Origin of the sequence: Aeromonas sp. QDB34 (assembly GCF_027705405.1) — a bacterium.
Classification (GTDB): domain Bacteria; phylum Pseudomonadota; class Gammaproteobacteria; order Enterobacterales; family Aeromonadaceae; genus Aeromonas; species Aeromonas hydrophila.
Map to the genome: position 1 here is coordinate 1 of NZ_JAPDBT010000038.1, position 14,496 is coordinate 14,496.

At 58.7% G+C, this 14,496-nt stretch carries 12 protein-coding genes; 6 read left to right on the forward strand and 6 right to left on the reverse strand.

Features of this window, described 5'->3' with window-relative positions; genetic code table 11:
• Positions 1-127: 127 nt before the first annotated feature.
• Both OKC29_RS22355 and aspA read right to left on the reverse strand, forming a co-directional pair.
• On the reverse strand, positions 128-1,447 hold the full coding sequence (locus OKC29_RS22355; RefSeq protein WP_011704800.1) for an anaerobic C4-dicarboxylate transporter: 1,320 nt from the start codon (positions 1,445-1,447) through the stop codon (positions 128-130).
• Positions 1,448-1,574: 127 nt separating this feature from the next.
• Positions 1,575-3,017, reverse strand: a complete 1,443-nt coding sequence (gene aspA, locus OKC29_RS22360; RefSeq protein WP_011704801.1) for an aspartate ammonia-lyase — start codon at positions 3,015-3,017, stop codon at positions 1,575-1,577.
• Positions 3,018-3,466: 449 nt separating this feature from the next.
• Between aspA and OKC29_RS22365 the strand changes: the two genes are divergently transcribed.
• Positions 3,467-3,943, forward strand: coding sequence for an FxsA family protein (locus tag OKC29_RS22365; protein WP_162275612.1), 477 nt, complete (start codon positions 3,467-3,469; stop codon positions 3,941-3,943).
• A 23-nt stretch (positions 3,944-3,966) separates the two neighbouring features.
• Here the strand turns inward: OKC29_RS22365 and OKC29_RS22370 are convergent, their stop codons facing one another.
• Positions 3,967-5,367: an MATE family efflux transporter gene (locus OKC29_RS22370; protein ID WP_073348951.1), complete on the reverse strand. Its 1,401-nt coding sequence runs from the start codon at positions 5,365-5,367 to the stop codon at positions 3,967-3,969.
• Between the two features lie 182 nt (positions 5,368-5,549).
• On the opposite strand from OKC29_RS22370, the gene OKC29_RS22375 reads away from it, so the two are divergent.
• The 5 genes from OKC29_RS22375 to OKC29_RS22395 all read left to right on the forward strand — a co-directional run bounded on the left by OKC29_RS22375 (position 5,550) and on the right by OKC29_RS22395 (position 10,314).
• Positions 5,550-5,843 carry a co-chaperone GroES gene (locus OKC29_RS22375; RefSeq protein ID WP_005309514.1) on the forward strand — a complete coding sequence of 98 codons (294 nt, stop codon included), beginning with the start codon at positions 5,550-5,552 and terminating at the stop codon, positions 5,841-5,843.
• 41 nt (positions 5,844-5,884) lie between these two features.
• Positions 5,885-7,519, forward strand: coding sequence for a chaperonin GroEL (groL, locus tag OKC29_RS22380; protein WP_011704804.1), 1,635 nt, complete (start codon positions 5,885-5,887; stop codon positions 7,517-7,519).
• Positions 7,520-7,614: 95 nt separating this feature from the next.
• Positions 7,615-8,112: a molybdopterin-binding oxidoreductase gene (locus OKC29_RS22385; RefSeq protein WP_162275613.1), complete on the forward strand. Its 498-nt coding sequence runs from the start codon at positions 7,615-7,617 to the stop codon at positions 8,110-8,112.
• 23 nt (positions 8,113-8,135) lie between these two features.
• A complete protein-coding gene (locus tag OKC29_RS22390) occupies positions 8,136-10,067 on the forward strand; it encodes a putative bifunctional diguanylate cyclase/phosphodiesterase (RefSeq protein ID WP_039214446.1) in 1,932 nt (643 codons plus the stop codon).
• Positions 10,068-10,125: 58 nt separating this feature from the next.
• The gene (locus OKC29_RS22395; protein ID WP_073348952.1) at positions 10,126-10,314 is read left to right on the forward strand and encodes a hypothetical protein; all 189 of its coding nucleotides are present in this window, start codon (positions 10,126-10,128) and stop codon (positions 10,312-10,314) included.
• A gap of 73 nt (positions 10,315-10,387) precedes the next feature.
• On the opposite strand, the gene rluA is transcribed toward OKC29_RS22395, so the two are convergent.
• The 3 genes from rluA to OKC29_RS22410 form a co-directional block, all read right to left on the reverse strand.
• Positions 10,388-11,044, reverse strand: coding sequence for a bifunctional tRNA pseudouridine(32) synthase/23S rRNA pseudouridine(746) synthase RluA (gene rluA, locus OKC29_RS22400; protein WP_073348954.1), 657 nt, complete (start codon positions 11,042-11,044; stop codon positions 10,388-10,390).
• A 109-nt stretch (positions 11,045-11,153) separates the two neighbouring features.
• Positions 11,154-14,021: an RNA polymerase-associated protein RapA gene (rapA, locus tag OKC29_RS22405; RefSeq protein WP_073348956.1), complete on the reverse strand. Its 2,868-nt coding sequence runs from the start codon at positions 14,019-14,021 to the stop codon at positions 11,154-11,156.
• Between the two features lie 269 nt (positions 14,022-14,290).
• Positions 14,291-14,496 (reverse strand): hypothetical protein (locus tag OKC29_RS22410; protein ID WP_270669781.1); only part of this gene is annotated, 206 nt, incomplete at its 5' end.

Here is a 14,496-nt window from a genome sequence, read left to right on the forward strand (position 1 = left end):
TATCCATGATGGCGGCCCTCAAGGTGATGACCTACTTCAAGGTTAGCCTTTCAACACATAACTGGGACAGAGCCATAAAAAACGGCCCTAACAGGGCCGTTTGCGTGTTTGTGGAATTAAATGCTGGTTAGAGCATCATGCCACCGAAGAAGAAGCCCAGCGCCACGGCGATGGCGATGGTGGCAACACCCGGTACGAAGAAGGGGTGATTGAATACCGCCTTGCCGATACGGGTGGAGCCGGTGTCATCCATTTCGACCGCGGCCAGCAGGGTCGGGTAGGTCGGCAGCACGAACAGGGCGCTCACAGCGGCGAAGGAGGCGATGGCGGTCAGCGGGCTGACACCCAGTGCCAGAGCGGCCGGCATCAGGGCCTTGGTGGTGGCGCCTTGTGAGTAGAGCAGCATGGCGGCAAAGAACAGCACCACGGCCAGCAGCCAGGAGTACTGGTTCAGCAGGTCGCCGGCGATCAGCTGGATGGTGTCCATGTTGCCTTTCACGAAGACGTTGCCCAGCCAGGCCACGCCCAGTACGCAGATACAGGCGGACATGCCGGACTTGAAGGTCGGCATGTTGGTGACCTGGGTGGCGTCCAGCTTGCAGACCAGGGTCATGATGGTGGCCGCGGCCAGCATGATGCCCATGATGGCACCATCACGGGGGATCGGCGGGTTGGCGATCAGGCCCACTTTACCGGAGATGGCGGTGGCGTAGGCCATCACGGCCACGATGGCGGCGATGAAGATCCAGACCGACACCTTGGCGTAAGGCTTGAGCTCCAGCTTGGTGGTGCCGCGCAGCTTGATCAGCCCCTTGGCCTTGCGCTCCAGGTAGACTTCATCCTGGTCGAGCGGCTTGCCCAGCATGTTGGCGACGAAGGCGCCGAGGATGCAGGCGATGAAGGTGGAGGGGATGCAGATGGCCAGCAGAGTCAGGTAATCCACGCCAAACGGCTCAAGCATGCCGGAGAAGGCAACCACGGCCGCAGAGATGGGCGAGGCGGTGATGGCGATCTGGGAGGCGATGACGGCGATGGAGAGCGGACGGGATGGGCGAATGCCCTGTTCCTTGGCCACTTCGGCGATCACCGGCAGGGTGGAGAACGCAGTGTGACCGGTACCGGCCAGCATGGTCATCAGATAGGTGACGACCGGGGCGGCGAAGGTGATGTATTTGGGGTTCTTGCGCAGGGCTTTCTCGGCCAGGGAGACCAGATAGTCCATGCCACCGGCCAGTTGCATACAGGCAATGGCACAGATGACGGACGCGATGATCATGATCACGTCCCAGGGGATGTAGGTGACCAGCTGGTCGCTGGGAATTGGCATCCCCAGACCCCAGGTCAGTACCAGTACCCCCAAACCACCGGCAAAGCCGATGCCGATGCTGCCTATCCGGGCCCCCAGATAGATAGCGGCGAGCACGACAAGTAACTCGATTCCAATCATAGCGAACACTCCATTTTCCAGTTTTTTTAGGTTTTATTTGGCAGAAAAGCCAATTCCCGATGGGGCTGGGCAAGACCTATCGGGAACTGACTTTATGGGCCGGGATAAACCCGGCCCATTTGCTCGCTTATACGGTGGCTTCGCGGGTATAACGCTTGGCTTTGTATTGCGGGTTCATCAGGTTCTCGATGGAGAGAATTTCATCCAGCTGCTCGGCGGTCAGCAGGCCGCGCTCCAGCACGACTTCACGGACGTTCTTGCCGGTCTGAGCACAGATCTTGCCGACGATGTCGCCTTCGTGGTGGCCGATGAAGGGGTTCAGGTAGGTCACGATGCCGATGGAGTTCAGCACGTGGTTCATGCAGATTTCCGGGTTGGCGGTGATGCCTTCCACGCACTTCTCGCGCAGGGAGATACAGGCTTTTTCCATCAGGCTCAGGGATTCGAACATCGCCTGACCGATCACCGGCTCCATGACGTTCAGCTGCAGCTGACCGGCTTCGGCGGCGAAGGTGATGGTGACGTCGTTGCCAAAGACCTTGAAGCAGGACTGGTTGACCACTTCCGGAATGACCGGGTTGACCTTGGCCGGCATGATGGAGGAGCCAGCCTGCATTTCCGGCAGGTTGATCTCTTTGAGTGCAGTGCGCGGGCCGGAGGAGAGCAGACGCAGATCGTTACAGATCTTGGAGAGCTTCATCGCCATGCGCTTAATGGCGCCGTGCAGCATCACGTAGGCGCCGCAGTCGGAGGTCGCTTCGATCAGATCTTCAGCCGGGACATAGGCACGACCGGTGATCTCGGCCAGGCGCTTGATGGCCAGGGCGGAGTACTCGGGCGGGGTGTTCAGGCCGGTACCGATGGCGGTGGCGCCCAGGTTCACTTCCAGCAGCAGCTCCTGGCAACGCTTGATGGACTTGATCTCTTCGCGCAGGGTGACGGCGAAGGCGTGGAACTCCTGACCCAGGGTCATCGGCACCGCATCTTGCAGCTGGGTACGACCCATCTTCAGGATGCCCTTGAACTCGGCGGCCTTGGCATCGAAGGCGGCGATCAATGCTTCCAGTGCGTGCAGGGTGGTGTCGGTGCTGTTGACCACGGCCACGCGGAAACCGGTGGGGTAGGCATCGTTGGTGGACTGGCACTTGTTGACGTGGTCATTGGGGTTGATGACGTCGTAGCGGCCCTTGGCCAGGCCCATGATTTCAAGGGCGATGTTGGCCAGTACTTCGTTGGTGTTCATGTTGACGGAGGTGCCGGCACCACCCTGGTAAACGTCGACCGGGAACTGGTCGAAGCATTTGCCGGTGTTCAGCATCAGGTCGCAGGCTTCTACGATCTTGTCAGCAATTTCAGGACGGATGGTACCCAGTTCGCCGTTCGCCAAGGCGGCGGCCTTCTTGGTCAGTACCATGCCGCGGACAAATTCCGGAACGTCAGAAATCTTCTGAGTGCTGATCTTGAAGTTCTCAACGGCGCGCAGGGTATGCACACCGTAGTAGAGATCGTTGGAAACTTCTTTGGTGCCCAGCAGGTCTTCTTCAATGCGGACGTTCTTGATGTCGCTCATTGTAATGCCTCAGAAATCAGATAAATGGAAACGATCCTCACCGAGTGGTCGCGAGTTCCTTACGCACGGTTCATCCTGAAGCACCACACATCGAGTGGGGCGGTTGGGGGCTTTTTTGCTCCCTTAATTACTGGCGTCGATATTACCCCAATTGAGGTATCTGATATTAGACCTGGATCACTAAATTTGAGACAACCTCAAATAACTTGTGGTCATTAAACAGATATTGCAATCAACCGATTTACTTTGACAGAACAATGACTTCAATCACAGTCTGGCAAGCCGGTTTTTCTGTGGATCCGGCGCCTCGTCACCCTGTGGACTTGAAAAATGCGCGTCACCCCCCATTTTAATCAACAGGAACCGATACCATGGCGGGTTGGCAACGGCATCAGCCGCTGTCGCACTTCGCCAGCGGTTCATTCACATTCATCCGCACTGAGGTTGTTATGGGCAAGTTGTTTCTATTGTTGGTCGGTCTGGTGGTGCTTGAGCTCACCGTGATGATCGAAGTCGGCTCCGTGATCGGTGCCTTGCCGACCGTCGGCTTGCTCATTCTGACGGCGGTGCTGGGCTCCTCTCTGGTGCGCAGCGAAGGGATCAAGACCCTGTTCAACGCGCAGCAGAAGATGCAGCAGGGGGAGATGCCGGGACGTGAGGTGATGGGGGGCATGATGCTGGCGCTGGCCGGTCTGCTGCTGATCATCCCGGGTTTCGTGACCGACTTCTTCGGCATCCTGCTGCTGCAGCCCTGGCTGCGCAACAAGCTGGCCGACAAGCTGATCGGCAGCAACCAGTTCAAGGTGCAGATGGGCGGTTTTCAGGCCCGTCAGCAGCCGTTTGACGAGGTGCCGGGCAATGACCAGCCGGGTCAAGCTCCGCGCAGCGGCACCACCATCGAAGGGGAGTTCGAGCGCAAGGAGTAACTGCTGCGCTTACTTTCCTGCCATCAGGGCCTGCCCTGATGGCACAACTGCTCGAAGCGGTGGCGGGCATACCACCAGGCCAGGGTGCCCGCCGCCAGATTGGCCACGAGAATTCCCAGATAGATCCCCTGCTCCCCTCCCAGTTTCGCCCCCAGCCAGGCCCCTGGCAGCAAGAAGACAAACAGCCGCAACCCGTTGAACAGGAAGGAGACGCTGGAAGCCCTCACGCCATTCAAGGCGGATGCGAGCAGCATCACCATGCCCTGAAAGCCGTAGCCGATGGGTACCAGGTGCAGATAGAGCACGATGAGGCGCACCACCTGCGGATGACTGCTGAACAGCTCGGCGATGAAGGGGGCCAGCAGCCAGGTCAGTGCGTATACCGCCAGCTGGAACAGCAGGGCAAAGCGCATGCAAAACTGCAGCGCCGCCTTTGCGCGGGCCGGGTTGCCCGCCCCGCAGTTCTGCGAGATGAAGGGCGCCAGCACGGAGGAGAGCGCCATCATCACGATAAGCAGCAGGGCTTCCACTCTCGATGCGGCGCCGTAGGCGGCCACCACTTCCGTCCCCAGCCCGGCGAAGATGGTCATCAGCACGGCGTTGGCCAGCGGGTTGAGCATGTTGGTGAAGGAGGCGGGCACCGCCACGTGCAGCAGGGCGCGCCAGTGGGCCAGCAACTGCGGGCGCGGGGAGAGGCGCCAGCGCAGCAGCCCTTCCCGGTGGCGCAATATATAGAGGCTGACCAGCATGGCCATCAGCCAGGAGAGGGAGGTGGCGATGGCGGCGCCGCGGATCCCCCATGCGGGGAAGGGGCCTATGCCGAAGATGAGCAGGGGATCCAGCACGCCGTTGACCAGGCCGGCCACCGTCATCACCAGGCTGGGGGTCTTGGTATCGCCGGTGGCCCGGATGGCGGCATTGCCCACCATGGGCAGCACCAGCATGGGGACGGTCAGATACCAGATCAGCATGTAGTCGTAGATGAGGGCGATCAGCTCATCGCTGGCGCCGAGCAACCGGAACAGCGGGTGTATGGTCAGCGCCCCCGCCTGGGCGATGGGGGCGACCAGCAGCACGGCCAGAAACAGGTTGTCGGTGGTGATGCGGGCGGCTTCATCATGCTTGCCCTGGCCGAGCGCATGACCCATCACCGCAGAGAGACCGGCTCCCAGTCCCATCGCCAGCGAGGTGACCACGAAGGTGACCGGAAAGGTGAAGCTGATGGCGGCCAGCGCCTGGGTACCCAGCATGCCGATGAAGAAGGTGTCGACCAGGTTGAAGGCGAGAATGGCGACGATACCGAGGATCATCGGGCCCGTCATGCGCAGCAATACGGACGTCATGGGGGCAGTCAGCAGGGGATTGGGTCGGGTCACGGGCTCGTCTCTGTACGTCTGGCGGAGTTCTGGCTGCGGGCAGCACAAACCGGTTTCCTGACCGGGACTTCGGGAGATCCATCGAAGACGTTCATAGTACGTGAAAATATTTTTTTTGTATTTGCCCTTGAAGGGTTAACAAACGTGCCCCACATCGGAGACATATCTAATTTGGCCAGGAATGGCCATTCCTCAAAGCAACACAGAGACTCATTTTGGGAGAGTTATCGATGAAAATTCGTCCACTGCACGACCGCGTCATCATCAAGCGCATCGAAGCTGAAGCCAAATCCGCTGGCGGCATTGTCTTGACTGGTACTGCGGCCCAGAAGTCCACCCGTGGTGAAGTTCTTGCCGTGGGGACTGGCCGAATTCTGGATAATGGCGATGTCAAAGCCCTCGCTGTCAAGGTTGGTGACAAGGTGATCTTCAACGAAGGCTACGGTGTGAAGACCGAGAAGCTGGATGGTCAGGACGTACTGATCCTGTCTGAAACCGACATCCTGGCGATTGTCGAAGAGTAATCCACCCTTTCCCCCTGCGAATTGATTGAAGGATTGAAGAAATGGCAGCTAAAGAAGTCAAGTTTGGCAACGAAGCACGCAGCAAGATGCTGGAAGGCGTAAACATCCTGGCCGATGCCGTCAAGGTGACCCTGGGCCCGAAAGGCCGCAACGTGGTACTGGACAAGTCCTTCGGCGCGCCGACCATCACCAAGGACGGCGTCTCCGTTGCCCGCGAAATCGAGCTGGAAGACAAGTTCATGAACATGGGTGCCCAGATGGTCAAGGAAGTTGCTTCCAAGGCCAACGACGCCGCCGGTGACGGTACCACTACCGCTACCGTACTGGCTCAAGCCATCGTCAACGAAGGCCTGAAGGCTGTTGCCGCCGGCATGAACCCGATGGATCTGAAGCGCGGCATCGACAAGGCCGTAGTGGCCGCCGTTGCCGAGCTGCAAGCGCTGTCCCAGCCGTGTGCCGACAACAATGCCATCGCTCAGGTCGGCACCATTTCCGCCAACTCCGACGAGAAAGTGGGCAAGCTGATTGCCGAAGCCATGGACAAAGTCGGTCGTGACGGCGTCATCACCGTTGAAGACGGTCAGGGTCTGGACGACGAGCTGGCCGTGGTAGAAGGCATGCAGTTCGACCGTGGCTACCTCTCCCCGTACTTCGTCAACAAGCCGGAAACCGGTGCCGTCGAGCTGGATGATCCCTTCATCCTGCTGGTTGACAAGAAAGTCTCCAACATCCGTGAAATGCTGCCGGTGCTGGAAGGCGTAGCCAAAGCAGGCAAGCCGCTGATCATCGTGGCCGAAGACGTAGAAGGCGAAGCGCTGGCGACCCTGGTGGTCAACACCATGCGTGGCATCGTGAAAGTCGCTGCCGTCAAGGCACCTGGCTTCGGTGACCGTCGCAAAGCCATGCTGCAGGATATCGCCATCCTGACCGGTGGTACCGTGATCTCCGAAGAAGTGGGGATGGAGCTGGAAAAAGCGACCCTGGAAGACCTGGGTCGTGCCAAGCGCATCGTCATCACCAAAGAGAACACCACCATCATCGATGGCGTGGGTGATGCATCCCTGATCGAGAGCCGTGTGGCTCAGATCCGTCAGCAGATCGAAGAGACCTCTTCCGATTACGACCGCGAGAAGCTGCAAGAGCGCGTAGCCAAACTGGCTGGCGGTGTTGCGGTGATCAAGGTTGGCGCTGCCACCGAAGTCGAGATGAAAGAGAAGAAAGCCCGGGTTGACGACGCCCTGCACGCGACTCGCGCCGCAGTAGAAGAGGGTGTGGTTGCTGGTGGTGGTGTTGCGCTGGTACGCGTGGCCGCCAAACTGGCCGGCCTGCGTGGCGACAACGAAGATCAGAACGTGGGTATCAAGGTCGCTCTGCGCGCCATGGAAGCTCCGCTGCGCCAGATCGTCATCAACGCTGGTGAAGAGGCCTCCGTCATTGCCAACGCGGTGAAGAACGGTGAAGGTAACTTCGGTTACAACGCCTACACCGAACAGTACGGTGACATGCTGGCCATGGGTATCCTGGATCCGACCAAGGTGACCCGTTCTGCCCTGCAGTTCGCCTCTTCCATCGCCGGCCTGATGATCACCACCGAGTGCATGATCTCCGAGCTGCCGAAGAAAGATGCCCCTGCCATGCCTGACATGGGCGGCATGGGCGGCATGGGCATGATGTAATTCAGCCCTGGTTACCAAACGGCTCGCTTTTGCGGGCCGTTTTTTTTATGGCGACTAAACTGAGTCTATTGTCAGTGACTTAATCAGAGGTGAGTATGCGTGTACTGGGTTTGATTCCATTACTGTTTTCTCTGGCCATGCCGGTGATGGCACTTGAGGCGCCACAGGGGCCCGTCATTTTGAAGGTGACCGGCAATGTGCTGCCGGCCGAAGCGACGGAGGGGGTGGTTTCCTTCGATCTCGCCATGCTCAAGGCCCTGCCGCAGCATGAGATAGTGACCAGCAATCCCTGGGTCGACAAACCGCACAAATATTTGGGGCCCAAGCTGGCCGATGTCTTGGCTGCCGTCGGTGCGGATGGCAAGGCGATCACCTTGACGGCCTTGAACAGTTTTCAGATCAGGATCAACTGGGATAAGGTCAGGCAATACGACCCGATTCTGGCCTGGCAAGATGACGGGGTCACCATGCGGGTACGGAATAAGGGACCGCTTTGGTTTATCCTACCGCTGGATCAGTATCCCGAGCTGAAACGCTCTGAGTTTACCGACATGATGATTTGGCAATTGAACGCCATTGATATTCAGCATTGATGTAGTGGCTTGCGGGAGTACGAGTGAAAGCAAAGACCAAGGCGTGGCCTTTACTCATCGTTCTTTACCTATCCATCCTGTTGTTTACGGGAAGCACCCTCTATTGCCTCGCGCAGATACAGAATGCGACCCGAGTGATGGAGAGGTATACCTATGACGTCTCCTGGGCCCTGATGCAGTTGCAACTGGAGTTGGGGCGCTTTCTCAACTCCGTCGAGATCTACCATTATGGCGGCATCGATCACGATACCCTGATGCTGCGCTATGACATCCTGTGGAGCCGGACCCCCATCCTGCTCAGTGGCCAGTTGCGTCAGAGCATGAAGGACAAGCAGAAGACCTTGCGGCTGGTGCAGTTGATCGAAAGCAATATCCGCGAGATGGAGCCCAATATCACCAATCTGAAGGCGGGGACACCCGACTATCAGCAGATATTGATGCGCCTGGTTCCTCTGCAGGAGCCACTCTCCTATTCGCTCGCCTCCGTGATGCAGAAGAACATCAACGTCTATTCAGGCAATGACAAACGCTTTGGCCAGCTGCGCAATGCGCTGCTGTTCATGGTCTCAGGGCTGGTGTTGTCGGTGATGTTGCTGAGCGGTTTGTTGATCCGCGAGGCCCGCCGTCATTTCAGGGCGGCGCGGATCGATCCCCTGACCGGGCTCTCTAACCGGTTGGCCTTGCTGGAGAAAATGGAGTCCTACGCCACCAAGGAGACGCCGTTTGGCTTGGTGCTGGTGGACATCAACGATTTTCGCGACATCAACAGCAAGTTCGGCTACAACACCGGTGATTTCCTGCTGCAGGAGCTGGCAAAGCGAATGCGCAGTTTGTGTGAAAACGGTGAGTGGGTGGCCCGGCTGGGCGGCGATCAGTTTGCCATGATCCAGCGTGAAAGCAGTGACCTGCGCCAGGTGAGGGAGCTGGTGGCCCGCCTGCTGCATGCGCTCAAGCAGGACATCATCATCGACAACTATCCGTTCCGCCTGGAGGTGGGCATCGGTATCGCCTTCTTCCCGATGGACAGCAAGCATACTCAAGAGCTGCTCAGCCGGGCCGAGCAGGCCTTGTTTCACAGCCGCAAGACCCATGTGCCATACGTCATCTACGACAACTCGTTGCTCAATGAAACGGCGCGCCGCAAGCATTTGGCAAGCGACATGATCATGGCGCTCGAGCACAATGCACTCGAGCTCTATTACCAGCCCATCGTCAATCTCGAGAGTGGCCGCTGCGAGGCGGTGGAAGCCTTGCTGCGCTGGCGTCACCCTGAGCTGGGTTTCATTCCACCCAACGAGGTGATCCAGGTTGCCGAGGAGTTTCAGCTGGCTGAGAAGCTGGGCAGCTGGGTATTGAACACGGCCTGTGAGCAGCTTTATCAGTGGCAGCAACTGGGTTTGGTTGATTTGCAGATGTGCGTGAATATCTCGCCCGGCATGTATCAGCGTAATCTGTTGAAGCTGGTTGCCAAGGCCTTGATGGACCACCATATTCCGGCCGCCAGTCTGGTGCTGGAGGTGACGGAAGACACCACCATGCGCGAGGTGAAAAACTCCCTGCAACTGATGCAGGATCTCAATCAGCAGGGGGTACAGCTGGCACTGGATGACTTTGGTACTGGCTACTCCTCGCTCAGCTATCTGCAGAAGCTGCCGGTCAGCAAGGTGAAGATCGATCGCTCCTTCATCCAGGGGATCGATACGTCCATCGAGGCATCCGAGCTGGTCGCCAACATATGCCGGATGGGCTCCATGCTGGGCAAGAGTCTGGTGTGTGAAGGGATAGAAACTCAGGCTCAACTCGACGTGTTGCGCACCCTCACTGATATTCATCTCTATGGTCAGGGCTATCTGTTCAGCCGTCCAGAACAGGCGGAGAAGGTTTATCAAACCCTGCTGGAGATGGAAGAGGAGTGGCTGGAGCGACGTCAACCCGACAAGGCGTATTTAATTTAGCCAAAATGGCTCATGCTTGGCCCAAGATGGCCGATAGTCTTAAAGCAGGAGGTACACCATGGATATATCTAGTTCTGCATCTGCGTCATTTGGTTCTGCATTGATGACGGCCAGCCTGGCCAAGAAACAACAGACCCAAGAAGGTGAATCTGCATTGAAACTGCTGCAAACAGCAGCTCAATCAGCACCGGTTGCACCGACATCGGCCAACGCTTCTCTGGGAAGTAACATCGATATTCGCGTCTGACCCTAACGAAAAAGCCCCCATCCAGTCGATGGGGGCTTTTTTATGTCTGCGATATTGCGATGTCTATCTTGGCTCAGACCGGAAAAGGGGCTGGCGCCTCGAAGGTCATCTGCTCGCCGCTGCGGGGGTGGCTGATGGTCAGGCTGGCCGCATGCAGGTAGAGATGGGGGGCAGCCGCCAGCGCATCCGGATGGGCGTAGAGGTTGTCACCCAGAATCGGGTGCCCCAGCTCCAGCATGTGGACGCGCAACTGGTGCGAGCGACCCGTGATGGGAGTCAGCTTGATCAGGCTGTTGCCATTCTCTACCCTCAATTTTTCCCACAGGGTCAGGGCGTGACGCCCCTCCTCGTGGTCAACCTTCTGTTTCGGCCGGTTGGGCCAGTCGACGCAGAGCGGTAGGTCGACCTGACCCGACGCTGCTTCCGGCTCACCCCACACCCAGGCGAGGTAGTGCTTCTCGGTTTCCCGCTCGCGAAATTGCCGGCTCAGCTCCCGATGGGAATTGGGATTGAGGGGAATGACAATGACGCCAGTGGTGGACATGTCGAGGCGATGAGCCGCCGCCGCCTTGGGGTGCTGCTGCTTTACCCGATGCAGGACGCTGTCTTCATTCTCGGGGCCGCGCCCGGGCACGCTCAGCAGGCCAGTGGGCTTGTTGACCACCATGATGTCCTTGTCCTTGAACAGGATATCGAGCCAGGGTTCCAGAGGCGGTGAGTATTCAAACATAAATGTCTCGCATCAGAAGGTGGGGGCAAGCCCCCATCAGTTATGAGTAACCACAATCATAAAGGGCATGGCATCCGGCATGAGCCGGTCATGTCTCTTCAGTATCGCGTCAGTTATGGGTGACCACGATAAAGCGGATGGCATCCAGCTTGAGTTGGGTCTGATCGATCAGGTGGTGCAATTCTGCCTGCAGATTGCGCAGATAATCCAGTTCGCTGTCGCGCACGTTCGGGTTGACCGCCTTGAGCGCTTCCAGCCTGTCCAGATCCTGCTGCAGGGTCTGTGCCATCTGGGCGCGGGCCTTGTCGACAATCCCGCCTTTCAGCTCTTCGGCAATGGCCTGGCCCTTGCCAATCAGACCGTGGATCACCAGTTGGGACGCGGTGACCAGCTTGCTGCCGAGGTGGCGATTGACCGGCGTGAGCTGGCGGTTGAAGGCATCGAACGCCACTTTTTCACCCAGATTCTGGCCGTTCTTGTCCATCAGCAGACGGATCGGCGTTGGCGGCATGAAGCGATAGAGCTGGGGATGGGCTGCAGACTCGGCAACGAAGATCAGCTCAAGCAGGATGGAGCCGATGGGCAGCGCCTTGTTCTTGAGCAGGGCGACCGAGGTCGCTCCGATCTCGGAGCCGAGGATCAGGTCGATACCGCCACGCATCATGGGGTGATCCCAGGAGAGCAGCGCCATGTCATCCCGCGACAGAGCGGTGTTGCGATCGAAGGTGATGGTCATGCCATCTTGCGGCAGGCCCGGGAAGCTGGAGACCAGCATGTGATCCCCCGGGGTCAGCACCAGCGCGTTCTCGCCACGGTCATCCTGATTGACGCCGATCTCGTCGAACATCTTGAGGGCGAAGGAGATCATGCCGGTGTCGTCATCTTCGGCGGCCAGCTTGTCGACCAGCTGCTGGGCGGCGGCGCCACCGCTGGAGTGGATCTCCAGCAGGCGATCGCGACCCTGTTCCAGCCGGGCCTTGAGCGGCTCGTGCAGTTCGCGAGTCTTGACCAGCAGGGCATCGAGGGGGGCCTGATCGCCTGTGTTGGCGGCCAGCAGCTCGAACAGCTCGTCACGTACCGCTTCGAATACCGGACGGGCCGTCGGGCAGGTCTGCTCGAATGCATCCAGACCATCGTGATACCAGAGCTGCAGGGCGCGCTGGGCGGTCCCTTCCAGGTAGGGCACGTGGATTTCGACGGTATTCTGCTGACCGATACGATCCAGTCGGCCGATACGCTGTTCCAGCAGATCCGGGTTGAGCGGCAGATCGAACAGCACCAGATGGCTGGCAAACTGGAAGTTACGCCCTTCTGAGCCGATCTCGGAGCAGAGAAGCACCTGAGCGCCTCCCTCAGCTTGAGCGAAATAGGCGGAGGCCTTGTCCCGCTCGAGGATAGACATCCCTTCGTGGAACACGGCACAACGGATCCCTTCACGGGTACGCAGCGCCTCTTCCAGCGCGATGGCGGTCGCCGCTTCGGAGCAGATCACCAGCACCTTCTGCTGGCGGGCAGAGAGCAGCAGTTCCAACAACCATTCGACGCGCGGGTCGAACTGGGTCCAGGTCGCGTTGTCGCCTTCGAATTGCTGGAAGATCTTCTCGGGATAGAGGTAGCGCAGGGCGCGGGTCTGCAGATCGCCACCGTTGCCACCCATCATGCCCATCACCTTGATGGCGGTCTTGTACTGCTCCGGCAGAGGCATGGGGTAGACGTTGAGGTGGCGCTCCGGGAAGCCCTGAATATTGGCGCGGCTGTTACGGAACAGCACCCGGCCGGTGCCATGCTGATCCAGCAGCTTGGCGACCGCCTGCTGACGGGCGGCGGCATCGCTTAAGTCCAGCCCTTCCAGCTGGCTGGCAAGGATTCTTTTAGCTTCATCGCTCAGGGTCTCGCCATCCAGCAGCTCTTGCGCTGCGCTGGCGACCTGACCATAGGCCTGCTCCTCGGCGAGGAAGGCGTCGTAGTCGTAGAAACGTTCCGGGTCGAGCAGGCGCAGACGGGCAAAGTGGCTCTGGTGGCCCAGCTGATCCGGGGTGGCGGTCAGCAACAGTACGCCCGGCACCTGTTCGGCCAGCGCTTCCACCATTTCGTAGGCGCGGCTTGGCGCTTCCTCACTCCACTCCAGATGATGGGCTTCGTCGACGACCAGCAGGTCCCACTCGGCTTCCAGCACCTGTTCGAAGCGACGGCGCTTCTTGCGCAGGAAGTCGAGGCTGCATATCACCAGCTGTTCGGTCTCGAAGGGGTTCTCCGCATCGGCGAACGCCTCGATGCAGCGCTCCTCGTCAAACAGGGAGAAGTGCAGGTTGAAGCGGCGCAGCATTTCAACCAGCCACTGGTGCTGCAAAGTCTCGGGCAGCAGGATCAGCACCCGATGGGCACGGCCGGAGAGCAGCTGCTGGTGAATGATCATGCCCGCTTCGATGGTCTTGCCCAGACCCACCTCATCGGCCAGCAATACGCGCGGGGCGTAGCGGTGACCCACTTCATGGGCGATATAGAGCTGGTGCGGGATCAGGCTGACCCGGCCACCGGCCAGACCGCGAGTCGGGTTGCGACGACGTTGGTGCTGGTTGATCAACGCCTCGTAGCGCAGGGTAAAGCGGGACATCCGATCGATCTGGCCGGCGAACAGGCGATCCTGCGGCTTGTTGAACTTGATGAAGTTGTTGAGAAACACTTCCTTGAGGGCAACGGGCTCATCATTGTCGGTACGCACACCGACATATATAAGCAGGCCGTCTTTCTCCTGCACTTCTTCGACCGTCATGGTCCAATCTTCGTGACTGGCTATCTGATCGCCCACATTGAAGCTGACCCGGGTCACCGGCGCCTCTTCTTTGGCATACATGCGGTTTTCACCGGTAGCCGGAAACAACAGGGTAACCATGCGTCCTTCAACAGCAACGACAGTCCCCAACCCCAGATCCGTCTCTGTATCACTAATCCAACGCTGGCCAAGTGCAAAAGGCATTAAACTCTCCAAAGCCCAAGAGTGTGTGAATCGCAAAGGGGCGCTATGTTACCCGAAGGCGTGAGCGCGATCACCATGGATATAGATGTGGCAGGCGTCATTCATCGGGTGGGTCGAACCGGCGTGCTCACCTATGGCTAAAGATAGGGGGATGTCGCTATATGGAGGCAGAATTGCTGAATAAGCCATCCATCTGGGTGATTGTTGAACGGTTGAACTGATTTATCGAATTTAATTCGAAAACCCTCTTGCAAGCGTGATCCAGATCCCTATAATGCGCCTCCATCGACACGGCAAGCGGCAACGCAAACAACCGGGTCGGTAACCTCGAAAAGCCTTTGCAAATAAGGCTTGACTCGAGAAGGCGGTTGAGTAGAATGCCACTCCCGCAGCAGCCGAAAGCTGCGTCGCTCTTTAACAATTTGAATCAAGCAATCTGTGTGGGCACTCACAGCATCGAGCATCAAAAACAATT

Bases quoted from the DNA above. Each gene is read 5' to 3' on its own strand.
- OKC29_RS22355 (WP_011704800.1), bottom strand. From the start codon at position 1,447: ATGATTGGAATCGAGTTACTTGTCGTGCTCGCCGCTATCTATCTGGGG.
- aspA (WP_011704801.1), bottom strand. From the start codon at position 3,017: ATGAGCGACATCAAGAACGTCCGCATTGAAGAAGACCTGCTGGGCACC.
- OKC29_RS22365 (WP_162275612.1), top strand. From the start codon at position 3,467: ATGGGCAAGTTGTTTCTATTGTTGGTCGGTCTGGTGGTGCTTGAGCTC.
- OKC29_RS22375 (WP_005309514.1), top strand. From the start codon at position 5,550: ATGAAAATTCGTCCACTGCACGACCGCGTCATCATCAAGCGCATCGAA.
- groL (WP_011704804.1), top strand. From the start codon at position 5,885: ATGGCAGCTAAAGAAGTCAAGTTTGGCAACGAAGCACGCAGCAAGATG.
- OKC29_RS22385 (WP_162275613.1), top strand. From the start codon at position 7,615: ATGCGTGTACTGGGTTTGATTCCATTACTGTTTTCTCTGGCCATGCCG.
- OKC29_RS22395 (WP_073348952.1), top strand. From the start codon at position 10,126: ATGGATATATCTAGTTCTGCATCTGCGTCATTTGGTTCTGCATTGATG.
- rluA (WP_073348954.1), bottom strand. From the start codon at position 11,044: ATGTTTGAATACTCACCGCCTCTGGAACCCTGGCTCGATATCCTGTTC.
- rapA (WP_073348956.1), bottom strand. From the start codon at position 14,021: ATGCCTTTTGCACTTGGCCAGCGTTGGATTAGTGATACAGAGACGGAT.